Origin of the sequence: Staphylococcus sp. HMSC36A10 (genome assembly GCF_001838845.1) — a bacterium.
GTDB lineage: Bacteria > Bacillota > Bacilli > Staphylococcales > Staphylococcaceae > Staphylococcus > Staphylococcus aureus.
Map to the genome: position 1 here is coordinate 93408 of NZ_KV839130.1, position 24069 is coordinate 117476.

Consider the following 24069-nt stretch of genomic DNA (forward strand, 5'->3'; position numbering starts at 1 on the left):
AGATGCGAAAGATAATACGGGTTTATTTTATGAAAGTGAGAAGGATAAAATGGATAATGAGCAACGCTTAAAAAGAAGAGAGAATATAAGGAATTTCTCGATTATAGCACATATTGACCACGGAAAATCTACATTGGCTGATAGAATTTTAGAAAATACCAAATCAGTTGAAACAAGAGATATGCAAGATCAGTTACTAGATTCAATGGATTTAGAAAGAGAACGTGGTATTACAATCAAATTAAACGCAGTTCGTTTAAAGTACGAAGCTAAAGATGGAAATACTTATACATTCCATTTAATCGATACGCCTGGACACGTCGATTTTACATATGAAGTGTCACGTTCTTTGGCAGCTTGTGAGGGCGCGATTTTAGTAGTAGATGCGGCTCAAGGTATCGAAGCACAAACATTAGCAAATGTTTATTTAGCATTAGATAATGAGTTAGAGTTATTGCCTGTTATTAACAAAATTGATTTACCTGCTGCAGAACCTGAACGCGTGAAACAAGAAATTGAAGATATGATAGGTTTAGACCAAGACGATGTTGTTTTAGCAAGTGCTAAATCTAACATTGGAATTGAAGAGATACTAGAGAAAATAGTTGAAGTTGTGCCAGCTCCAGATGGCGACCCAGAAGCACCACTAAAAGCGTTAATATTTGATTCTGAGTATGATCCATATAGAGGGGTAATTTCATCGATAAGAATTGTAGACGGTGTTGTTAAAGCCGGAGATAAAATTCGAATGATGGCGACTGGTAAAGAGTTCGAAGTAACAGAAGTTGGAATTAATACACCTAAGCAGCTTCCAGTTGATGAATTAACAGTTGGTGATGTTGGTTATATTATTGCAAGTATTAAAAATGTTGATGATTCTAGGGTTGGTGACACCATCACATTAGCTAGTAGACCTGCATCAGAACCATTGCAAGGTTATAAGAAAATGAATCCAATGGTATATTGCGGACTGTTCCCAATAGATAACAAAAATTATAATGATTTAAGAGAAGCATTAGAAAAATTACAATTGAATGATGCATCATTAGAATTTGAGCCTGAATCGTCACAAGCATTAGGTTTTGGTTATAGAACTGGTTTCTTAGGTATGTTACACATGGAAATAATTCAAGAAAGAATTGAAAGAGAATTTGGCATTGAATTAATTGCAACAGCACCATCTGTAATTTATCAATGTATTTTAAGGGACGGTTCAGAAGTGACGGTTGATAACCCAGCACAAATGCCAGATCGTGATAAAATTGATAAAATATTTGAGCCATATGTTCGTGCAACTATGATGGTTCCAAATGACTATGTAGGTGCAGTAATGGAATTATGTCAACGTAAACGTGGACAATTTATAAATATGGACTATTTAGATGATATTCGTGTAAATATTGTTTATGAATTACCTTTAGCTGAAGTTGTATTTGATTTCTTCGATCAACTTAAATCTAATACTAAAGGATATGCATCATTTGATTATGAATTCATCGAAAATAAAGAAAGTAATTTAGTTAAGATGGATATTTTATTAAACGGTGATAAAGTGGATGCGCTAAGCTTCATAGTTCATAGAGATTTTGCATATGAACGTGGTAAAGCATTAGTTGAAAAACTTAAAACGTTAATTCCAAGACAGCAATTTGAAGTACCTGTACAGGCTGCAATAGGACAAAAAATTGTAGCGCGTACAAATATTAAATCAATGGGTAAAAACGTTTTAGCTAAATGTTATGGCGGTGACATAAGCCGTAAACGTAAATTACTTGAAAAACAAAAAGCAGGTAAAGCTAAGATGAAAGCAGTTGGTAATGTTGAAATTCCACAGGATGCTTTCTTGGCTGTATTGAAAATGGATGACGAATAAGTTTTTTAAAAATTTATTAACAATTTACAATGAATAAAGTTTAATAACTAAAAAGAGGGAGCCTAGGATAAATTAACGTCCTGGGCTTTACAATGTTATATTGGCAGCCATCGACAGAGTTAAAATGAGCTTATAACAATGGGGCCCCAACATAGAGAATTTCGAAAAGAAATTCTACAGGCAATGCGAGTTGGGGTGGGGCCCCAACACAGAGAAATTGGATTGCCAATTTCTACAGACAAAGCAAGTTGGGGTGGGACGACGAAATAAATTTTGCGAAAATATCATTTCTGTCCCACTCCCTTATGCATGAGTTTTACTCATGTAATTTTATTTTTATGGACATATTACATCTGGCTAATGTGTAAGAGCCACTACATAATAAATCATTAGTGGTTCTTTATTATTTCTATCTCACTCCCTCTAAACAAGAATAAATATCAAAATGAATCGATATATTAGACAACCATTGATTAAACGTTAAAGTTAAAAGTAAGAATAATTGCAGATAGTCCAACAGGATATAGCCGATTGGATAAACAGTCTGAGAAGCGGGGCATTAAAATGACGGTACAAAGTGCATATATACATATTCCATTTTGTGTAAGAATATGTACATATTGTGATTTCAATAAATATTTTATACAGAATCAACCTGTAGATGAGTACTTAGATGCACTAATAACAGAAATGTCTACAGCAAAATATAGGAACTTAAAGACCATGTATGTAGGTGGCGGCACACCAACGGCCCTTTCTATTAATCAGTTGGAAAGATTACTTAAAGCAATACGTGATACGTTTACAATCACAGGCGAGTATACATTTGAAGCAAATCCTGATGAGTTAACTAAAGAGAAAGTCCAACTATTAGAAAAATATGGAGTAAACAGAATTTCAATGGGCGTTCAAACATTCAAGCCGGAGTTATTGTCTGTTTTAGGTAGAACGCACAATACTGAAGATATTTACACTTCGGTGTTAAATGCTAAAAACGCAGGTATTAAATCAATCAGTTTAGATTTAATGTATCATTTACCGAAACAGACGATTGAAGATTTTGAACAAAGTTTAGATCTAGCTTTAGATATGGATATTCAACATATTTCGAGTTACGGCTTAATACTTGAACCTAAAACCCAATTTTATAATATGTATAGAAAAGGGTTGCTTAAACTTCCTAATGAGGATTTAGGTGCTGACATGTATCAGTTGCTGATGTCTAAGATAGAACAATCTCCTTTCCATCAATACGAAATATCTAATTTTGCATTAGATGGCCATGAATCAGAACATAATAAGGTTTACTGGTTTAATGAGGAATATTATGGATTTGGAGCAGGTGCAAGTGGTTATGTAGATGGTGTGCGTTATACGAATATCAATCCAGTGAATCATTATATCAAAGCTATAAATAAAGAAAGTAAAGCAATTTTAGTATCAAATAAACCTTCTTTGACTGAGAGAATGGAAGAAGAAATGTTTCTTGGTTTGCGTTTAAATGAAGGTGTGAGTAGTAGTAGGTTCAAAAAGAAGTTTGACCAATCTATTGAAAGTGTCTTTGGTCAAACAATAAATAATTTAAAAGAGAAGGAATTAATTGTAGAAAAGAACGATGCGATTGCACTAACAAAGCGAGGGAAAGTCATAGGTAATGAGGTTTTTGAAGCTTTCCTAATAAATGATTAAAAAAAATTGAAATTTCGAGTCTTTAACATTGACTTACTTTGACCAATTTGATAAATTATAATTAGCACTTGAGATAAGTGAGTGCTAATGAGGTGAAAACATGATTACAGATAGGCAATTGAGTATATTAAACGCAATTGTTGAGGATTATGTTGATTTTGGACAACCCGTTGGTTCTAAAACACTAATTGAGCGACATAACTTGAATGTTAGTCCTGCTACAATTAGAAATGAGATGAAACAGCTTGAAGATTTAAACTATATCGAAAAGACACATAGTTCTTCAGGGCGTTCGCCATCACAATTAGGTTTTAGGTATTATGTCAATCGTTTACTTGAACAAACATCTCATCAAAAAACAAATAAATTAAGACGATTAAATCAATTGTTAGTTGAGAATCAATATGATGTATCATCAGCATTGACATATTTTGCAGATGAATTATCAAATATATCTCAATATACAACTTTAGTTGTTCATCCTAATCATAAACAAGATATTATCAATAATGTACACTTGATTCGTGCTAATCCTAATTTAGTTATAATGGTTATCGTATTTTCATCAGGTCATGTTGAGCATGTACATCTTGCTTCAGACATACCGTTTAATAATGACAAACTAAATACAATATCAAATTTTGTTACAAACAAACTAACTGAGTTTAATCAGAATTTACAAGATGATATTGTCTCTTTTGTTCAATCAGAGCAGGAAGAAATATTTATCAATAAATTGTTAAATACGATGAATAATCATATTTCTAATCAAAGTAATAGCATTTATATGGGTGGAAAGGTTAAACTTATTGATGCATTGAATGAAAGTAATGTATCTTCAATTCAGCCCATTCTACAATATATAGAATCAAATAGAATTGCAGAATTATTACAAGATATATCTTCACCAAATATTAATGTAAAAATTGGTAATGAAATTGATGACAGCTTAAGTGATATTTCAATTGTAACAAGTCAATATCATTTTGATGAAACGTTAAAAGGTCAAATCGCTGTGATTGGACCTACAGCTATGCATTATCAAAATGTCATTCAATTATTAAATAGAATTTGGTAATGATGGATTAGAAAGTATTGGAGGACAGAAAATGACAAATAAAGACGAATCAGTTGAAAAAAACACTGAATCAACAGTTGAAGAAACAAACGTCAAACAAAATATTGATGATTCAGTTGAACAAGCTGAAGAAAGTAAAGGTCATTTACAAGATGAAGCAATAGAAGAAACGTCTGACGAGAATGTTATTGAAGAAATAGATCCAAAAGATCAAAAAATTAATGAACTTCAACAATTAGCAGATGAAAACGAAGAGAAATATTTAAGGCTCTACGCTGAGTTTGAAAATTATAAGCGTAGAATTCAAAAAGAAAATGAAATAAATAAAACATATCAAGCACAACGTGTGTTAACAGATATTTTACCAGCAATAGACAATATAGAACGTGCACTTCAAATTGAAGGTGATGATGAGACTTTTAAATCTCTTCAAAAAGGTGTACAAATGGTGCATGAAAGTTTGATTAACGCACTAAAAGATAATGGTCTTGAAGTTATTAAAACTGAAGGTGAAGCATTTGATCCAAATATTCACCAAGCTGTAGTTCAAGATGATAACCCTGATTTTGAATCTGGCGAAATCACTCAAGAACTACAAAAAGGATACAAGCTTAAAGATAGAGTATTAAGACCATCAATGGTCAAAGTAAACCAATAACTTAAATTTGGCGAAAAGACATTGTTTAAAATTAAATTAATTTAATGATTAAATGGAGGAATTTTATTATGAGTAAAATTATTGGTATAGACTTAGGTACAACAAATTCATGTGTAACAGTATTAGAAGGCGATGAGCCAAAAGTAATTCAAAACCCTGAAGGTTCACGTACAACACCATCTGTTGTAGCTTTCAAAAATGGAGAAACTCAAGTTGGTGAAGTAGCTAAACGTCAAGCTATTACAAACCCAAACACTGTTCAATCTATTAAACGTCATATGGGTACTGATTATAAAGTAGATATTGAAGGTAAATCATACACACCACAAGAAATCTCAGCTATGATTTTACAAAACTTAAAAAATACAGCTGAAAGCTATTTAGGTGAGAAAGTTGACAAAGCTGTAATTACAGTACCTGCATACTTTAACGATGCTGAACGTCAAGCAACTAAAGATGCTGGTAAAATTGCTGGTTTAGAAGTTGAGCGTATCATTAATGAACCAACAGCTGCAGCATTAGCATATGGTTTAGATAAAACTGATAAAGATGAAAAAGTTCTTGTTTTTGACTTAGGTGGCGGTACATTTGACGTATCTATCCTAGAATTAGGTGACGGTGTATTCGAAGTACTATCAACAGCCGGTGACAACAAACTTGGCGGTGATGATTTTGACCAAGTAATTATTGACTACCTAGTTGCAGAATTCAAAAAAGAAAATGGCGTAGACTTATCTCAAGATAAAATGGCATTACAACGTTTGAAAGATGCTGCTGAAAAAGCTAAAAAAGACTTATCAGGTGTATCACAAACTCAAATCTCATTACCATTTATCTCAGCTGGTGAAAACGGTCCATTACACTTAGAAGTAAACTTAACTCGTTCTAAATTTGAGGAATTATCAGATTCATTAATTAGAAGAACAATGGAACCTACACGCCAAGCAATGAAAGACGCTGGCTTAACAAACTCAGATATCGATGAAGTTATCTTAGTTGGTGGATCAACTCGTATTCCAGCAGTACAAGAAGCTGTCAAAAAAGAAATCGGTAAAGAACCTAACAAAGGAGTAAACCCGGACGAAGTAGTAGCAATGGGAGCTGCAATCCAAGGTGGCGTTATCACAGGTGACGTTAAAGACGTAGTATTATTAGACGTAACACCACTATCTTTAGGTATTGAAATTTTAGGTGGACGTATGAATACGTTAATTGAACGTAACACTACGATTCCTACATCTAAATCTCAAATCTATTCAACAGCAGTAGATAATCAACCATCAGTAGATGTACACGTATTACAAGGTGAACGTCCAATGGCTGCGGATAATAAAACACTTGGTAGATTCCAATTGACTGATATTCCACCAGCTGAACGTGGTAAACCTCAAATTGAAGTAACGTTTGATATCGATAAAAACGGTATTGTAAATGTAACTGCAAAAGACTTAGGTACAAATAAAGAACAAAGAATTACAATTCAATCAAGTTCTTCATTATCAGACGAAGAAATCGACCGTATGGTAAAAGATGCTGAAGTTAACGCTGAAGCAGATAAAAAACGTCGTGAAGAAGTAGACTTAAGAAACGAAGCTGACAGTCTAGTATTCCAAGTTGAAAAAACTTTAACTGATTTAGGCGAAAATATCGGTGAAGAAGATAAAAAATCTGCTGAAGAGAAAAAAGACGCTCTTAAAACTGCTTTAGAAGGTCAAGATATAGAAGATATTAAATCTAAAAAAGAAGAACTTGAAAAAGTGATTCAAGAATTATCAGCAAAAGTATATGAGCAAGCGGCTCAACAGCAACAACAAGCACAAGGTGCAAATGCTGGTCAAAACAACGATAGTACTGTAGAAGATGCTGAATTTAAAGAAGTAAAAGACGACGACAAAAAATAATTAAACAATACAATTAGAATGTTGTCATGATCTGAAAAGTCAAAGTCAATAGAACATTGGCTTTGGCTTTTTATTTGGATAGTATGACATATTACGTTAAACTATATGAGTTAATTAAGAAAAGGAGAGATAGCTGTGGCCAAAAGAGACTATTATGAAGTTTTAGGCATTAGTAAAGATGCTTCAAAAGATGAAATCAAAAAAGCGTATCGAAAGCTTTCGAAAAAATATCATCCAGATATTAACAAAGAAGAAGGTGCAGATGAAAAGTTTAAAGAAATTTCTGAAGCCTATGAAGTTTTAAGTGATGATAATAAACGCGCAAGCTATGATCAATTTGGACATGATGGTCCACAAGGTTTTGGTGGACAAGGATTCAATGGCTCTGACTTTGGCGGTTTTAGTGGCTTCGGTGGCGGCGGTTTTGAAGATATCTTTAGCTCTTTCTTCGGTGGCGGCAGACAAAGAGATCCAAATGCACCGCAAAAAGGTGATGATCTTCAGTATACAATGACATTAACATTTGAAGAAGCGGTATTTGGTACAACAAAAGAAATTTCAATCCGTAAAGATGTAACATGCGAAACATGTCATGGTGATGGTGCAAAGCCTGGAACAAGTAAAAAGACTTGTAGTTACTGTAATGGCGCTGGTCATGTAGCTGTAGAACAAAACACAATTTTAGGTAGAGTTCGTACTGAACAAGTTTGTCCTAAATGTAATGGAAGTGGTCAAGAATTTGAAGAAGCTTGTCCAACATGTCACGGAAAAGGTACTGAAAATAAAACAGTTAAATTAGAAGTGAAAGTACCTGAAGGTGTCGACAATGAACAACAAATTAGATTAGCTGGTGAAGGCTCTCCAGGCGTGAATGGAGGACCTGCTGGTGATTTATACGTAGTATTTAGAGTTAAACCATCTGAAACATTTAAACGTGATGGTGATGATATTTATTACAAATTAAATGTTAGCTTCCCACAAGCAGCTTTAGGCGATGAAATAAAAATACCAACATTAAATAATGAAGTTATGTTAACAATCCCTGCTGGTACACAAACAGGTAAGCAATTCCGCTTAAAAGAAAAGGGTATAAAAAATGTTCATGGCTATGGATACGGAGATTTATATGTTGATATTAAAGTAGTAACGCCTACTAAATTAACAGATAGACAAAAAGAACTAATGAAAGAATTTGCCCAATTAAATGGTGAAGAAATTAATGAACAACCTTCGAATTTTAAAGATAGAGCAAAAAGATTCTTTAAGGGAGAATAAAGTATGAACTGGACAGAGCTTTCAATTATTATTAATCATGAAGCAGTAGAATTGGCTACCAATATACTTGAAAATCATGGATCAAATGGTGTCGTGATAGAAGATTCAGATGATTTAATTAACCAACCAGAAGATAAATACGGTGAAATTTACGCTTTGAAAAAAGAGGATTATCCAGATAAGGGAGTAAGATTGAAAGCCTATTTTAATGAAATGACTTATGATGATAAGTTGCGACAGCAAATTAAAGATGAGTTATTAAATTTAGATGAACTTGATCAACATAACGTTCAATTCAGTGAGCAAATTATTGCAGAGACGGATTGGGAAAATGAATGGAAAAACTATTTCCATCCATTCCGAGCGTCGAAGAAGTTCACAATAGTTCCTAGTTGGGAAACATATGCTAAAGAAGCGGATGAAGAGCTTTGCATTGAGCTCGACCCAGGTATGGCTTTTGGAACAGGTGATCATCCGACTACAAGTATGTGTTTGAAGGCAATAGAAACATATGTATTGCCACAGCATTCAGTAATTGATGTTGGTACTGGCTCAGGTATATTAAGTATTGCAAGTCATCTAATCGGTGTAAAACGTATTAAAGCGTTGGATATTGATGAAATGGCAGTGAGTGTAGCTAAAGAAAACTTCAGAAGAAATCATTGTGAAACGTTAATTGAAGCTGTTCCAGGTAACTTATTGAAAGACGAAACAGAAAAATTTGATATTGTAATAGCAAATATTTTAGCGCATATTATTGATGAAATGATTGAAGATGCTTATAATACTCTAAATGAAGGCGGTTATTTTATTACTTCTGGTATTATAAAAGAGAAGTATGAAGGTATACAGTCACATATGGAGCGTGTAGGTTTTAAAATTATTTCAGAACAACATGACAACGGTTGGGTTTGTCTTGTTGGCCAGAAAGTGAGTGAATAATGTGCAACGTTATTTCATAGACCAAAACGCTGATGTAAGTCAGCGTTTTTTTATTACAAAAAAAGAAGATATTCATCATATAACAAATGTAATGAGATATGATGTTGGTAGTAAAATTATTTTAACTTTTAATGATCAAACAGTTTATTTATGTGAAATTGCTGATATAACAAGTGATAAAATTGCAGTTGATTTAAAAGAAAAACAAAATATTAATACAGAATTGCCAGTTGATGTTACGATTTGCAGTGGACTAATCAAAGCTGACAAATATGAGTGGTTGCTACAAAAAGCTACTGAATTGGGTGCTTCATCATTTATAGCTGTGAGCATGGAACGTTCAATTGTTAAATTAAACGAGGCAAAAGTTGCCAAAAAGATAGAGCGTTGGCAAAAAATAATTAAAGAAGCTGCTGAACAAAGCTATCGTTTAGTGATTCCATCTATTCAATTCGAGTCGAATTTAAAATTAATTTGTGATACTATTGATAATTATGACTATATTCTTATTGCATATGAAGAGGAAGCAAAAGATGGTGAGTTAAGCAATTTCAAGCAAACTTTACAACAATTCAAGGCTCAGGATAAAGTGTTGATGATTTTTGGTCCTGAGGGTGGTTTGTCAGAAAATGAAATTTCATTATTTAGTAATACTAGTACAGTTGTTGGTCTTGGACCGAGAATTTTACGGGCAGAAACTGCGCCATTGTATGCGTTAAGTGCAATAAGTTATGAAAAAGAATTAATGGGGTGAATATTTATGTCAACAGTTGCGTTTCACACATTAGGTTGTAAAGTAAACCATTATGAAACTGAAGCAATCTGGCAATTATTTAAAGAAGCAAACTATGAGCGCGTTGACTTTGAAGCGAATGCTGATGTATTTGTTATTAATACTTGTACAGTAACGAATACAGGTGATAAAAAAAGTCGTCAAATAATTAGACGTGCAATAAGACAAAATCCTGATGCTGTAATCTGTGTAACAGGTTGTTATGCGCAAACTTCATCAGCTGAAATTATGGAAATTCCTGGTGTCGATGTAGTAGTTGGTACACAAGATAGACATAAACTATTAGGTTACATTGATGAATTCCGTAAAGAACGCCAACCAATTAATGGTGTTGGAAATATCATGAAAAATCGTAAATATGAAGAATTAGATGTCCCATATTTTACAGATAGAACACGTGCGTCATTAAAAATTCAAGAAGGTTGTAACAACTTCTGCACATTCTGTATTATTCCATGGGCTCGTGGCTTAATGCGTTCAAGAGATCCGGAAAAAGTAGTTGAACAAGCGACGCAACTAGTGAATTCAGGATATAAGGAAATTGTATTGACGGGAATTCATACAGGTGGATATGGTCAAGATTTAAAAGATTATAACTTGGCCCAATTATTACGTGATCTTGAAACGATTAATGGATTAGAACGAATTCGAATTTCTTCAATTGAAGCAAGTCAACTTACAGATGAAGTAATTGACGTTTTAGAACGTTCAACAAAAGTTGTGCGTCATTTGCATATTCCATTACAATCTGGTTCAGATACAGTATTAAAACGTATGAGACGTAAGTATACAATGGATAGATTTTCAGAACGATTAACAAAATTGCATAAAGCTTTACCAGACTTGGCAGTTACGAGTGATGTAATTGTTGGTTTCCCAGGTGAAACTGAAGCAGAGTTCCAAGAAACATATGATTTTATCGTAAAGCATAAGTTCTCTGAACTGCATGTTTTCCCTTATTCTCCTAGAATTGGCACGCCAGCTGCAAGAATGGATGACCAAATTGATGAAGAAATTAAAAATGAACGGGTGCATAAGTTAATTACGCTAAGCAATCAACTCGGAAAGTTATATGCGTCTAAATTTGATCAAGATGTGCTTGAAGTAATTCCTGAGGAACAGGGTGACACAGAAGGCACATTAGTTGGATATGCAGATAATTATATGAAAGTACAATTTGAAGGTGACGAATCACTCATAGGTCAAATTGTAAAAGTTAAAATTACGCAAGCAAATTATCCATTAAATGAAGGGCAAGCAATTAAAGTTGTTGATTTCGCAACAAATAAATCTGATAGAGAAGTTTTAGTTTAAGTATTCCTTGATTCATACCATAAGGTTCCGTATTAAAGATATAGGTTTTGTAACGTTGTTTTAACGGCTTCACAATTTACTATATAAGCAACTCTTCTCATTAAATAAATTATTAAGAGATTTTTAGAACAAAATCTAAAAGTCTTTGTGATTTTGATGTGAAATATGTTTCAAATAAAAAACAATTTACTAATTGACCATAAATTACAGATATATTATACTTATAAATGCATAGTTTTACTGTGCAATTGACTATAAAGTTCCGTTGATATTTGGAGGGAGGGAAATACAGATGTCTAAAACAGTAGTACGTAAAAATGAATCACTTGAAGATGCGTTACGTAGATTTAAACGTTCAGTTTCTAAAAGTGGAACAATCCAAGAAGTACGTAAACGTGAATTTTACGAAAAACCAAGCGTAAAACGTAAAAAGAAATCAGAAGCTGCACGTAAACGTAAATTCAAATAATTAATACCTCTGTTGACTCCCTCAACACGAATATTAATTATATAAAACAAACATCACAAGTTAGTGTCTTACACTAATATGTGATGTTTTTTTGTTGTCAATTTTTAATTAAAAAAAGTTATATAGTTTATAAATAATCAAATTGATATTCTATAGGTTCTTATAACTATAAAGTATATTCAATTTCATGTATAATTAATGTGAGGGCGAGGTGAAATTGTGAGTTATAATAATTTTTTACAAATGACAACTATCTTGGAATCAACGGCTGGAGATACTTGGGTTGAACAAGTTAGTAATATAATTGTTCAACCTATTTTTACGTTAATATTAACCTGTTTGACATTCTTAGGATTTGTATATCAACTTTACTCTAAAAAAATCAATGCAGCTGGTATTATCGCCACATTATCATTACTTATTTTATTTTTGGGATTTCTAATCCAAGGAAATGTCAATATGCATTCTATCTTAATATTCTCAATTGGCGTTATATTAGTTGTAATTGAATTATTTGTAGTTGGTGCAGTAATTGGTATTATTGGCATGATACTGATAACTATAAGCATAACAACGCTCGGTGATAATTTGCTATTTATGCTTGCGAATGTTATCGTTGCCTTGATTTTAACGATTGTAGAATGGGTGATATTAGTGAAGATTTTCAACAGAAAGATTCCGTTTTTGGATAAAGTTATCTTAAAAGATTCAACTAATTCTGAGTCAGGTTACAATTCTCATGATAACCGCTCGCACCTCGTAGGAAAGACTGCTCAAACAGTTACAGATCTTCGACCTGCAGGGATTATTTTTTGTGAAAATGAACGTATTGATGCTGTTTCAGATGGCAACTTTATTTTACGCAATAAAACGGTAAAAATCCTTGAAGTTGAAGGAACAAGAGTAGTTGTGAGGGAAGTAGATTAATTAAAAGGAGCGATACCATGTTTAGTTTAAGTTTTATCGTAATAGCAGTTATTATAGTAGTTGCATTACTTATTTTATTCTCATTTGTACCCATTGGTTTATGGATTTCAGCGTTAGCAGCTGGCGTTCATGTTGGTATAGGTACATTGGTTGGTATGCGTTTACGTCGTGTATCTCCAAGAAAAGTTATAGCGCCATTAATTAAAGCGCATAAAGCAGGACTAGCATTAACAACAAACCAATTAGAATCGCATTATCTAGCAGGAGGAAATGTTGACAGAGTTGTTGACGCTAATATTGCTGCACAACGTGCTGACATTGATCTTCCTTTCGAACGTGCTGCTGCAATTGACCTTGCAGGACGTGACGTATTAGAAGCGGTTCAAATGTCTGTTAATCCTAAAGTCATTGAAACACCATTTATCGCAGGTGTAGCAATGAACGGTATTGAAGTGAAAGCCAAAGCTCGTATCACAGTTAGAGCTAATATTGCTCGACTTGTTGGTGGTGCTGGTGAAGAAACAATCATCGCACGTGTTGGTGAAGGTATCGTTTCAACAATTGGTTCTAGTAAGCATCATACAGAAGTACTTGAAAACCCAGATAATATTTCTAAAACAGTTTTAAGCAAAGGTTTAGATTCAGGTACTGCATTTGAAATTTTATCAATTGATATTGCTGACGTTGATATTAGTAAAAATATTGGTGCAGACTTACAAACTGAACAAGCATTAGCAGACAAAAATATTGCACAAGCAAAAGCTGAAGAACGTAGAGCTATGGCTGTAGCAACTGAGCAAGAAATGAAAGCGCGTGTACAAGAAATGCATGCTAAAGTAGTTGAAGCCGAATCTGAAGTACCATTAGCTATGGCTGAAGCATTACGTTCAGGTAATATCAGTGTTAAAGATTATTATAATTTGAAAAATATCGAAGCTGATACAGGCATGAGAAATGCAATTAATAAACGAACTGATCAAAGTGATGATGAGTCACCTGAACATTAAGTCGAGAGGTGATTAAATGAGTGTCGGTATTCTAATTTTTGTCATATCAGTGATCATTTCTATCATTACTACTATGCGCGAAAATAGTCATAAAGATAGACAAAATCAAAAGCCACCTCAAAAAACATCTACCGATAATGAACCAAAAAAAGGTGGCTTTTTTGAAGAAATTGAGCGAACGTTTAAAGAAATAAGTGAAGAATTAAATGAAGAAGAAAAGAAATCATCGAAACGAAAATATGATGATACGTTACCACCTTTATTCGATGAACTTCCAAAGGAAGAGCCTAAATCGAAACCTGTTGTAGAACCTATGGCACCTAAAAAACAACCAGAAACAAAACCGATGACAGAGAAACCAATTACAGTGCCTAAAGCAGAACCGGTGGAGCAGAAACATAGACCTTCTAGACAAGATAATTCTGACGAAATTAGACGTCAATTAGAAAAATCACTTAGAGATGATATTAAAACGATTCGTACTGACATTGATAGAGAAAAAGAAAAGCAAATTGCTAAAATGGAAAAACGTGCTAGAGATATTATTGAGGATAAATACTTATCTGAACGTACAAAACGTTTGAAATTAAAGCAGTTGCTTAATTCTCAAAATGTCGAAAAAGATTTGACTAAATCAGCGTTCCAATTTGATAAAGATGAAGTAATCAATGGTATGATATGGTCAGAAATTTTAGCTAAACCAAAACAATTATAAAATTTTTTGAAAACAAGCACTATCGTAATGGTAGTTGCTTGTTTTTTTACGTTAAGAAAAATTGAAAAACAAAGAGAATCTTTCGAGAAATATTAGTTATTTAAATTACAACAAAAAATTGATTAGTCTAAAATTGAATCTGCTTTTATGACAAGGTGAAAAGTATAAATGATTATTTTAAATTAAAGAAAAATGAGTAAGTCAATGCAAAGATGTTTAAATCAATCAATTGCATGATATAATTAAGTAGATATTAAAGCATCATAGAATGAATATAAATGATATATGAAAAGGAGCGCGTGTATGCCTGGAATTATACAAATAGACGATATGAATCAATCTCAAGCTTTAATTGGAAATAATGATGAACATTTAAAAGCAATTGAAGAGAGTTTCGATGTTGTCATCCATGCAAGAGGACAAGAAGTTGCCGTTAAAGGTACAAAAATAGAAAACGTAGAAAAAGCGGAATCAGTATTAATCAATTTGCTGAAGGTTATTGATTTAGGTAATAATATTACAATTAAAGATGTTGAAGCAGCTATTAAAATGGCGCATAATAACACAATTCAACATCTGTTAGATTTATATGATGAAGAGATAACTAAAGATGCATTTGGTAAGACGATTCGTGCGAAAACGATGGGGCAACGTATATATGTTAATGCCATGAAAAATAATGATTTAGTATTTGGTATAGGTCCTGCTGGTACAGGTAAGACATTCTTAGCTGTAGTTTATGCAGCAAAGCAACTCCGTAAAGGTGCTGTTAAACGTATTGTATTAACAAGACCTGCTGTTGAAGCAGGAGAGTCACTTGGATTTTTACCAGGAGATTTGAAAGAAAAGGTAGATCCATATTTAAGACCTTTATATGATGGTCTATATACTGTTCTTGGGCGTGAACAAACAGAGCGATTTATTGAAAGAGGCATTATCGAAATAGCGCCACTTGCATATATGCGCGGACGAACATTAGAAGATGCATTTGTAATTCTTGATGAGGCGCAGAATACGACACATGCGCAAATGAAAATGTTTTTAACAAGACTAGGTTTTGGCTCAAAAATGGTAGTTACTGGTGACCAAACTCAAATCGATTTACCTAAAGGTGTTAAAAGTGGACTTAAGGAAGCGGTCAGTAGGTTACACAACGTTAAAGGTATAAGTATATTGAAATTAGATCAGAGCGATGTAGTAAGACATCCATTGGTAAGTAAGATCATTGAACATTATGAAGGAGAGAATTAAATGTTTACGATAGATTTTAGCGATCACACAGGCTTAGTTAAAGATGCGTGGTATAAACAAATTGAAGATTTATTAGAATTTGCTAAAAAAGAAGAGCATATAGAAGACGATGCTGAGCTTTCTGTTACATTTGTAGATAAACAAGAAATACAAGAAATTAATCGAACATATAGAGATAAAGATAAAGTTACAGATGTAATCTCATTTGCTTTAGAAGAAGATGAGCCAGAGATTGATTTTAGTGGTCTTGATATACCACGTGTTTTAGGGGATATAATTATCTGTACGGATGTAGCGCAAGAACAAGCAAACAATTACGGACATTCTTTTGAACGAGAATTAGGATTTTTAGCATTACATGGATTTTTGCATCTATTAGGTTATGATCATATGACTGAAGCGGATGAAAAGGAAATGTTTGGTCGACAAGATACAATATTAAACGCATATGGATTAACACGAGGCTAATTATGAAAAGGTTTAAATATGCACTTGATGGGCTGAAAATCTTAATTCAAAAAGACTATAAATTTCTTTTACATGTGTTTGCAATGATTGTTGCTATTGTCTTTGGTCTCGTACTAAATATTAATCGTATTGAGTGGATATTTATACTCATTGCTATTGCATTAGTTCTCACTGTTGAAGCTTTAAACACTGCTATTGAATATGTTGTCGATTTAGTGACCGTTGAATATCATGATTTAGCTAAATACGCAAAAGATATAGCGGCTTTTAGTGTACTTATAGTTTCAATATTAGCATTTATTATAGGTTTAATAGTATTTTTACCACATTTTATAGCGTTATTTTAGGGAGGCATATATGAGTTATCAACCTCATTATTTTCAAGAAGTTAGAAAAGCACAACAAGAATCATATTCGCCATACAGTCAATTTAAAGTAGGAGCTTATTTAAAAACGAAAGACGGTAGAACTTTTTATGGTACCAATGTAGAAAATGCTTCTTATCCATTATCGATATGTGCTGAACGAGCTAGTTTGGTATCGGCAATTTCTCAAGGATACAGACCAGGTGATTTTGAATCAATAACTGTAACCGTAGATGCAGATAAACCGTCATCACCTTGTGGTGCATGTCGTCAAGTTTTAAAGGAATTATGTGATGATGATATGCCTGTGTATATGACAAATCATAAAGGAGATATGGTTATGATGACAGTCGCAGAGTTACTACCATTTGGATTTTCAGGAAAGGATTTAGAATAAATGACAGAACATAAATCAGGATTTGTTTCAATTATAGGTAGACCAAATGTAGGGAAGTCAACATTTGTTAATAGAGTGATCGGCCATAAAATAGCAATCATGTCCGATAAAGCTCAAACAACTAGAAATAAAATTCAAGGTGTTATGACAAGAGATGACGCGCAAATTATATTCATTGATACGCCAGGTATTCATAAACCTAAACACAAATTAGGTGACTATATGATGAAAGTCGCTAAAAATACATTATCTGAGATAGATGCAATCATGTTTATGGTTAATGCCAATGAGGAAATTGGACGAGGTGATGAATATATTATAGAAATGTTGAAAAATGTTAAGACACCAGTATTTTTAGTATTAAATAAAATAGATTTAGTGCATCCAGATGAATTAATGCCAAAGATTGAAGAATATCAAAGTTATATGGACTTTACAGAGATTGTACCTATTTCAGCATTAGAAGGGCTAAATGTAGATCATTTTATTGATGTTTTAAAGACGTATTTACCCGAAGGACCTAAATATTATCCAGATGATCAAATTTCAGACCATCCTGAACAATTTGTAGTGGGTGAAATCATTCGTGAAAAAATCCTTCATCTTACAAGTGAAGAAATCCCTCATGCGATTGGTGTTAATGTGGACCGTATGGTTAAAGAAAGCGAAGATCGTGTTCATATCGAAGCAACTATATATGTTGAAAGAGATTCGCAAAAAGGAATTGTCATTGGAAAAGGCGGTAAAAAGTTAAAAGAAGTAGGGAAACGTGCGAGACGTGATATAGAAATGCTTCTAGGCTCTAAAGTTTACTTAGAATTATGGGTCAAAGTTCAAAGAGACTGGCGAAACAAAGTTAACTTTATTCGCCAAATTGGTTATGTTGAAGACCAAGATTAATCTTAAAAGTGGTGAAGATAATTGTTAATGCGCCAAAAAGGGATTATCATCAAAGCAGTTGATTATGGTGAATCTGATAAAATTATCACGATTTTAAATGAGCATGGTGCAAAAGTACCACTTATGGCTAGGCGTGCTAAAAAAGTTAAGACGGGTTTACAAGCGCAAACGCAATTGTTTGTTTATGGTTTGTTTATTTACAATCAGTGGCGAGGTATGGGAACGTTAAATTCTGTAGATGTTATTAGTCAACATTATAAATTACAAATGGACCTTTTCGTAAGCAGTTATGCGTCTCTGGCAGCTGAAACTATTGAGCGCTCAATGGATGAAGGTGACATTGCACCATATAACTATCAATTATTACAATTTGTTCTTGAAAAAATAGAATCAGGTACATCTGCACAGTTAATGTCAGTCGTAGTTATGTTAAAGTGTATGAAACGATTTGGTTTTACTGCATCATTTAATCGCTGTGCTGTGAGTGGTAATGACACACAAGCAGATTTAATAGGTTATAGTTTTAAGTTTGACGGTGCGATTTCAAGGCAAGAGGCTTCTAAAGATGTACATGCAGTTATATTATCGAATAAAACACTATATTTATTAGATGTATTACAAAAATTACCGATAGATAAAATGAATTCATTGAATATCCATCAAGAAATTATTGATGAAATGTCAGATATCATTTTAATGTTATATCGTGAATATGCAGGTATGTTTTTTAAAAGTCAGAAACTAATCAACCAATTAAAAAGATTGGAACAATAACATAAAATAATAAAAGGTATTCAAGTAGCCACATAGATGTGTTTATTTGAATACCTTTTTCGAATAGAAAAGAGATACTGGCAATTTTACTAACCAGTATCTCTTTTTATAAATTATATAGCCACCACATATGGTGGAGAGTCTTTTTAATTAGAATTTTGTTTTTTCAGTTAAGAAAGCTTCTAACTCTGAGATTGGCATACGAACTTGTTCCATTGAATCTCTGTCACGTACTGTAACTTGATTATCTTCTAATGAATCAAAGTCGAATGTTACACAATAAGGTGTACCGATTTCATCTTGACGACGGTATCTTTTACCGATAGATTGTGATTCCTCGAAATCGATTGAGAATTTAGAACTTAATTGCTCAAAAATCTTAATCGCTTCGCCAGATAATTTCTTACTTAAAGGTAAAATCGCTGCTTTATATGGTGCTAATGCAGGATGGAAGTGTAAAACTGTACGTGCATCTTTACTACCTTCAACGCCTTCTTCATCATATGCATCACATAAGAAAGCTAATGTTACACGATCTGCACCAAGTGATGGCTCGATACAATATGGAATATATTTTTCGTTCGTTTCTGGATCATGGTATCTGAAATCTTCACCAGAGTGTTCAGCATGTTTACGTAAGTCGAAGTCTGTACGACTTGCGATACCCCATAACTCACCCCAACCAAATGGGAATTTATATTCAATATCAGTTGTTGCATTTGAGTAATGAGATAATTCATCTTCATCATGATCACGTAAACGCATATTTTCACTGCTCATATTTAAGCTTGTTAACCAGTCACTTGCAAAAGTTTTCCAATAATTTTGCCATTCGATTTCTTCTCCAGGTTTACAGAAGAATTCAAGTTCCATTTGTTCAAATTCTCTTGTTCTGAAAATGAAGTTACCTGGAGTGATTTCATTACGGAATGATTTACCAATTTGACCGATACCAAATGGTAATTTTTTACGCATTGAACGTTGCACGTTTTTATAGTTTACAAAAATACCTTGTGCTGTTTCAGGACGTAAGAAAATTTCATTTGTAGAATCTTCAGTTACACCTTGGAATGTTTTAAACATTAAATTGAATTGGCGAATTTCAGTCCAGTTAGCAGTTTTACTTACAGGACAAACAATACCTTCATCGTCAATAATTTTTTTCATTTGTTCAAAACTTAAACCATCGGCAATGAAGTTTTCATCACCTTTAACATCTTGCATATAATCTTCAATTAATTTATCAGCGCGATATCGAATTTTACTATCTTTATTATCAATCATTGGGTCGTTGAAGTTGTTTAAGTGTCCTGAAGCTTCCCATACTTTTGGATTCATTAAGATTGCAGCATCGATACCAACGTTAAACGGTGATTGTGTAATGAATTTTTGCCACCAAGCTTTTTTAACATTATTCTTTAATTCAACACCTAAAGGACCATAATCCCATGTGTTTGATAAACCACCGTAAATATCACTACCAGGGAACACAAAACCTCTGTGTTTTGCTAATGAAACAATTGTATCCATATCTTTTGCCATAATTACCTCTCCTCATACATGAAAACGCCCCATGGAAAATAACAGCATAGTAAATATGCTTTACTTCCATGGGACGAGTTAATATTTTAAATTGTATATAATACAAAATAAGTTACGTATTTAACCCGCGGTTCCACCCAAATTAGTGTAGTCACTCGCTTTTATTTTAAAATGATTCGTTGCGCCAATCTTATTGTTAAGCTTACACTATCCTTAACTCGCTGTACGTTTATTCTAATTGATAGATTATTTAAAGGCAAGTAAAATTAATGTGTTTGTGACATGAAAGAAATATCGGTATAATAATAAGTGAATAAAAAAGGGGTGAAGACCTATAGAACTCAGTCAAAGACAAGAACGAATCATCGAAATTGTTAAAACTAAAGGACCCATTACTGGTGAACAAATAGCAGATAAGTTGAATTTAACAAGAGCAACGCTTAGACCAGATTTAGCGATATTAACAATGTCAGGTTTTTTAGAAGCGCGTCCCCGAGTTGGATATTATTATTCAGGTAAATCAAAAGGTAAATTTTTTAATGAAAAACTTCGACAATTTGAGGTTAAGGACTATATGTCTCAACCTGTTGTGCTAAGAGAGAATACAACAGTTTATGACGCTATTTGTACAATTTTTTTAGAAGATGTAAGTACATTATTTATTATTAATGAAGATAACGATTTTGTTGGTGTGTGTTCAAGAAAAGATTTATTAAGAGCTTCAATGATTGGAGCAGATATTCATACAGTACCTATCAGTGTAAATATGACACGTATGCCTAATGTCACTTATTTAGAGGAAAGCGAATTAGTCATATACGCAGCAGATAGAATGATTGAAAAAGAAATTGATTCGATTCCAATTGTAAGAAAAAAAGATAATCAAAAGTATGAAGTAATTGGAAGAATTTCCAAAACAACAATAGCTAAGTTATTAGTAGCATTATATAAAGAATAGGTGAGAAGTAATGGAAAAAATTAAAATTATCGTAGCTTCAGATTCTATAGGTGAAACGGCAGAGTTAGTTGCTAGGGCAGGTATTTCACAATTCAATCCTAAGCAATGTAAAAATGAATTATTAAGATATCCATATATTGAATCTTTTGAAGATGTTGATGAAGTGATTCAAGTTGCAAAAGATACAAATGCTATCATTGTTTATACACTTATTAAACCTGAAATGAAGCAATATATGAGTGAGAAAGTAGCAGAATTCCAATTGAAGTCTGTCGATATCATGGGGCCATTAATGGATTTATTATCAGCTTCGGTTGAAGAAAAACCTTATAATGAGCCAGGTATCGTTCATAGATTAGATGATGCATATTTCAAGAAAATTGATGCGATAGAGTTTGCAGTTAAATATGATGATGGTAAAGATCCTAAAGGATTACCTAAAGCTGATATTGTTTTACTTGGTATTTCGAGAACTTCAAAGACACCATTATCTCAGTATTTAGCGCATAAGAGTTACAAAGTTATGAATGTACCGATTGTACCAGAAGTGACACCGCCAGATGGCTTATATGATATTGATCCAAAGAAATGTATCGCACTTAAAATAAGTGAAGAAAAATTAAATCGCATTAGAAAAGAGCGACTAAAACAATTAGGACTAGGTGACACAGCTCGATATGCAACAGAAGCACGAATTCAAGAAGAATTGAATTACTTTGAAGAAATCGTAAGTGAAATTGGATGTCCTGTCATTGATGTTTCTCAAAAAGCAATCGAAGAAACAGCAAACGATATAATCCATTATATTGAACAAAATAAATCGAAATGATTTCATTTTTGTCGAAAATTAGGTATAATAGTATAACTAATGCTTAATAGGTGATTTAATTTGCGAATAGATCAATCGATTATTAATGAAATAAAAGATAAAACCGACATTTTAGACTTGGTAAGTGAATATGTAAAATTAGAAAAGAGAGGACGCAATTATATAGGTTTGTGTCCTTTTCATGATGAAAAGACACCTTCATTTACAGTTTCTGAAGATAAACAAATTTGTCATTGTTTTGGTTGTAAAAAAGGTGGCAATGTTTTTCAATTTACTCAAGAAATTAAAGACATATCATTTGTTGAAGCGGTTAAAGAATTAGGTGATAGAGTTAATGTTGCTGTAGATATTGAGGCAACACAATCTAACTCAAATGTTCAAATTGCTTCTGATGATTTACAAATGATTGAAATGCATGAGTTAATACAAGAATTTTATTATTACGCTTTAACAAAGACAGTCGAAGGCGAACAAGCATTAACATACTTACAAGAACGTGGTTTTACAGATGCGCTTATTAAAGAGCGAGGCATTGGCTTTGCACCCGATAGCTCACATTTTTGTCATGATTTTCTTCAAAAAAAGGGTTACGATATTGAATTAGCATATGAAGCCGGATTATTATCACGTAACGAAGAAAATTTCAGTTATTACGATAGATTTCGAAATCGTATTATGTTTCCTTTGAAAAATGCGCAAGGAAGAATTGTTGGATATTCAGGTCGAACATATACCGGTCAAGAACCAAAATACCTAAATAGTCCTGAAACGCCTATCTTTCAAAAAAGAAAGTTGTTATATAACTTAGATAAAGCACGTAAATCAATTAGAAAATTAGATGAAATTGTATTACTAGAAGGTTTTATGGATGTTATAAAATCGGATACTGCTGGCTTGAAAAACGTTGTTGCAACAATGGGTACACAGTTGTCAGATGAACATATTACCTTTATACGAAAGTTAACATCAAATATAACATTAATGTTTGATGGGGATTTTGCGGGTAGTGAAGCAACACTTAAAACAGGTCAACATTTATTACAGCAAGGGCTAAATGTATTTGTTATACAATTGCCATCTGGCATGGATCCTGATGAATACATTGGTAAGTATGGCAACGACGCATTTACTGCTTTTGTAAAAAATGACAAAAAGTCATTTGCACATTATAAAGTGAGTATATTAAAAGATGAAATTGCACATAATGACCTTTCATATGAACGTTATTTGAAAGAACTAAGTCATGATATTTCGCTTATGAAATCATCGATTTTGCAACAAAAGGCTATAAATGATGTTGCACCATTTTTCAATGTTAGTCCTGAGCAATTAGCTAACGAAATACAATTCAATCAAGCACCAGCCAATTATTATCCAGAAGATGAGTATGGCGGTTATATTGAACCTGAGCCAATTGGTATGGCACAATTTGACAATTTGAGCCGTCAAGAAAAAGCGGAGCGAGCATTTTTAAAACATTTAATGAGAGATAAAGATACATTTTTAAATTATTATGAAAGTGTTGATAAGGATAACTTCACAAATCAGCATTTTAAATATGTATTCGAAGTCTTACATGATTTTTATGCGGAAAATGATCAATATAATATCAGTGATGCTGTGCAGTATGTTAATTCAAATGAGTTGAGAGAAACACTAATTAGCTTAGAACAATATAATTTGAATGACGAACCATATGAAAATGAAATTGATGATTATGTCAATGTTATTAATGAAAAAGGACAAGAAACAATTGAGTCATTGAATCATAAATTAAGGGAAGCTACAAGGATTGGCGATGTAGAATTACAAAAATACTATTTACAGCAAATTGTTGCTAAGAATAAAGAACGCATGTAGCATGTGATTTTAAAGAATAATACGAATAATGATTATGTCAAAATGTATAAGGGTAAATGATAGTTACCGCATTTAAACAACACT

24 protein-coding genes are annotated in these 24069 nt (G+C 32.9%); 23 read left to right on the forward strand and 1 reads right to left on the reverse strand.

The window, feature by feature from the left end; all coding sequences use genetic code 11:
* Positions 1-49: 49 nt before the first annotated feature.
* From lepA to recO, 20 genes are all read left to right on the forward strand, one after another.
* Positions 50-1873, forward strand: a complete 1824-nt coding sequence (gene lepA, locus HMPREF3247_RS12500; protein WP_000368338.1) for a translation elongation factor 4 — start codon at positions 50-52, stop codon at positions 1871-1873.
* 138 nt (positions 1874-2011) lie between these two features.
* Positions 2012-2143, forward strand: coding sequence for a hypothetical protein (locus tag HMPREF3247_RS15025; RefSeq protein ID WP_257245485.1), 132 nt, complete (start codon positions 2012-2014; stop codon positions 2141-2143).
* Between the two features lie 294 nt (positions 2144-2437).
* Complete coding sequence (gene hemW / locus HMPREF3247_RS12505; RefSeq protein WP_000218103.1) at positions 2438-3562, forward strand: radical SAM family heme chaperone HemW; 1125 nt, start codon at positions 2438-2440, stop codon at positions 3560-3562.
* A 100-nt stretch (positions 3563-3662) separates the two neighbouring features.
* On the forward strand, positions 3663-4640 hold the full coding sequence (gene hrcA, locus HMPREF3247_RS12510; RefSeq protein ID WP_000627140.1) for a heat-inducible transcriptional repressor HrcA: 978 nt from the start codon (positions 3663-3665) through the stop codon (positions 4638-4640).
* Positions 4641-4671: 31 nt separating this feature from the next.
* On the forward strand, positions 4672-5298 hold the full coding sequence (grpE, locus tag HMPREF3247_RS12515) for a nucleotide exchange factor GrpE (protein WP_000182215.1): 627 nt from the start codon (positions 4672-4674) through the stop codon (positions 5296-5298).
* A gap of 68 nt (positions 5299-5366) precedes the next feature.
* Complete coding sequence (dnaK, locus tag HMPREF3247_RS12520) at positions 5367-7199, forward strand: molecular chaperone DnaK (RefSeq protein ID WP_000034716.1); 1833 nt, start codon at positions 5367-5369, stop codon at positions 7197-7199.
* 135 nt (positions 7200-7334) lie between these two features.
* Complete coding sequence (dnaJ, locus tag HMPREF3247_RS12525) at positions 7335-8474, forward strand: molecular chaperone DnaJ (RefSeq protein ID WP_001119021.1); 1140 nt, start codon at positions 7335-7337, stop codon at positions 8472-8474.
* Positions 8475-8477: 3 nt separating this feature from the next.
* Positions 8478-9416, forward strand: a complete 939-nt coding sequence (gene prmA / locus HMPREF3247_RS12530; protein WP_001104611.1) for a 50S ribosomal protein L11 methyltransferase — start codon at positions 8478-8480, stop codon at positions 9414-9416.
* Position 9417: 1 nt separating this feature from the next.
* Positions 9418-10170 carry a 16S rRNA (uracil(1498)-N(3))-methyltransferase gene (locus HMPREF3247_RS12535; RefSeq protein ID WP_001190118.1) on the forward strand — a complete coding sequence of 251 codons (753 nt, stop codon included), beginning with the start codon at positions 9418-9420 and terminating at the stop codon, positions 10168-10170.
* A 6-nt stretch (positions 10171-10176) separates the two neighbouring features.
* Complete coding sequence (gene mtaB / locus HMPREF3247_RS12540; RefSeq protein WP_000108667.1) at positions 10177-11523, forward strand: tRNA (N(6)-L-threonylcarbamoyladenosine(37)-C(2))-methylthiotransferase MtaB; 1347 nt, start codon at positions 10177-10179, stop codon at positions 11521-11523.
* Positions 11524-11815: 292 nt separating this feature from the next.
* Positions 11816-11992, forward strand: a complete 177-nt coding sequence (gene rpsU / locus HMPREF3247_RS12545) for a 30S ribosomal protein S21 (RefSeq protein ID WP_000048060.1) — start codon at positions 11816-11818, stop codon at positions 11990-11992.
* Positions 11993-12235: 243 nt separating this feature from the next.
* Positions 12236-12919 carry an NfeD family protein gene (locus tag HMPREF3247_RS12550; protein ID WP_001802667.1) on the forward strand — a complete coding sequence of 228 codons (684 nt, stop codon included), beginning with the start codon at positions 12236-12238 and terminating at the stop codon, positions 12917-12919.
* A gap of 17 nt (positions 12920-12936) precedes the next feature.
* Positions 12937-13926 carry a flotillin-like protein FloA gene (gene floA / locus HMPREF3247_RS12555; RefSeq protein WP_000492114.1) on the forward strand — a complete coding sequence of 330 codons (990 nt, stop codon included), beginning with the start codon at positions 12937-12939 and terminating at the stop codon, positions 13924-13926.
* 16 nt (positions 13927-13942) lie between these two features.
* The gene (locus HMPREF3247_RS12560) at positions 13943-14641 is read left to right on the forward strand and encodes an SPOR domain-containing protein (RefSeq protein WP_000110600.1); all 699 of its coding nucleotides are present in this window, start codon (positions 13943-13945) and stop codon (positions 14639-14641) included.
* A gap of 303 nt (positions 14642-14944) precedes the next feature.
* Positions 14945-15892 carry a PhoH family protein gene (locus tag HMPREF3247_RS12565; protein WP_001117767.1) on the forward strand — a complete coding sequence of 316 codons (948 nt, stop codon included), beginning with the start codon at positions 14945-14947 and terminating at the stop codon, positions 15890-15892.
* Positions 15893-16360, forward strand: coding sequence for an rRNA maturation RNase YbeY (gene ybeY / locus HMPREF3247_RS12570; RefSeq protein WP_000494135.1), 468 nt, complete (start codon positions 15893-15895; stop codon positions 16358-16360).
* Between the two features lie 2 nt (positions 16361-16362).
* On the forward strand, positions 16363-16707 hold the full coding sequence (locus tag HMPREF3247_RS12575) for a diacylglycerol kinase family protein (protein ID WP_000819532.1): 345 nt from the start codon (positions 16363-16365) through the stop codon (positions 16705-16707).
* A gap of 10 nt (positions 16708-16717) precedes the next feature.
* Positions 16718-17122, forward strand: coding sequence for a cytidine deaminase (cdd, locus tag HMPREF3247_RS12580; RefSeq protein ID WP_000121875.1), 405 nt, complete (start codon positions 16718-16720; stop codon positions 17120-17122).
* A complete protein-coding gene (gene era / locus HMPREF3247_RS12585) occupies positions 17123-18022 on the forward strand; it encodes a GTPase Era (protein ID WP_000134765.1) in 900 nt (299 codons plus the stop codon). It begins immediately after the preceding gene.
* A 27-nt stretch (positions 18023-18049) separates the two neighbouring features.
* Positions 18050-18796, forward strand: coding sequence for a DNA repair protein RecO (gene recO, locus HMPREF3247_RS12590; RefSeq protein WP_001566664.1), 747 nt, complete (start codon positions 18050-18052; stop codon positions 18794-18796).
* A 150-nt stretch (positions 18797-18946) separates the two neighbouring features.
* Here the strand turns inward: recO and HMPREF3247_RS12595 are convergent, their stop codons facing one another.
* The gene (locus HMPREF3247_RS12595; protein ID WP_070866248.1) at positions 18947-20338 is read right to left on the reverse strand and encodes a glycine--tRNA ligase; all 1392 of its coding nucleotides are present in this window, start codon (positions 20336-20338) and stop codon (positions 18947-18949) included.
* A gap of 334 nt (positions 20339-20672) precedes the next feature.
* Here HMPREF3247_RS12595 and HMPREF3247_RS12600 point away from each other — a divergent pair, with 334 nt between their 5' ends.
* The 3 genes from HMPREF3247_RS12600 to dnaG are packed head-to-tail and all read left to right on the forward strand — an operon-like array spanning position 20673 to position 23985.
* On the forward strand, positions 20673-21296 hold the full coding sequence (locus HMPREF3247_RS12600) for a transcriptional regulator CcpN (RefSeq protein ID WP_001797828.1): 624 nt from the start codon (positions 20673-20675) through the stop codon (positions 21294-21296).
* 10 nt (positions 21297-21306) lie between these two features.
* Positions 21307-22125 carry a pyruvate, water dikinase regulatory protein gene (locus tag HMPREF3247_RS12605; protein WP_000411298.1) on the forward strand — a complete coding sequence of 273 codons (819 nt, stop codon included), beginning with the start codon at positions 21307-21309 and terminating at the stop codon, positions 22123-22125.
* Positions 22126-22185: 60 nt separating this feature from the next.
* Entirely contained in the window at positions 22186-23985 is a 1800-nt protein-coding gene (gene dnaG / locus HMPREF3247_RS12610) for a DNA primase (RefSeq protein WP_001217247.1), read from the forward strand.
* The last annotated feature ends 84 nt before the right edge of the window (positions 23986-24069 follow it).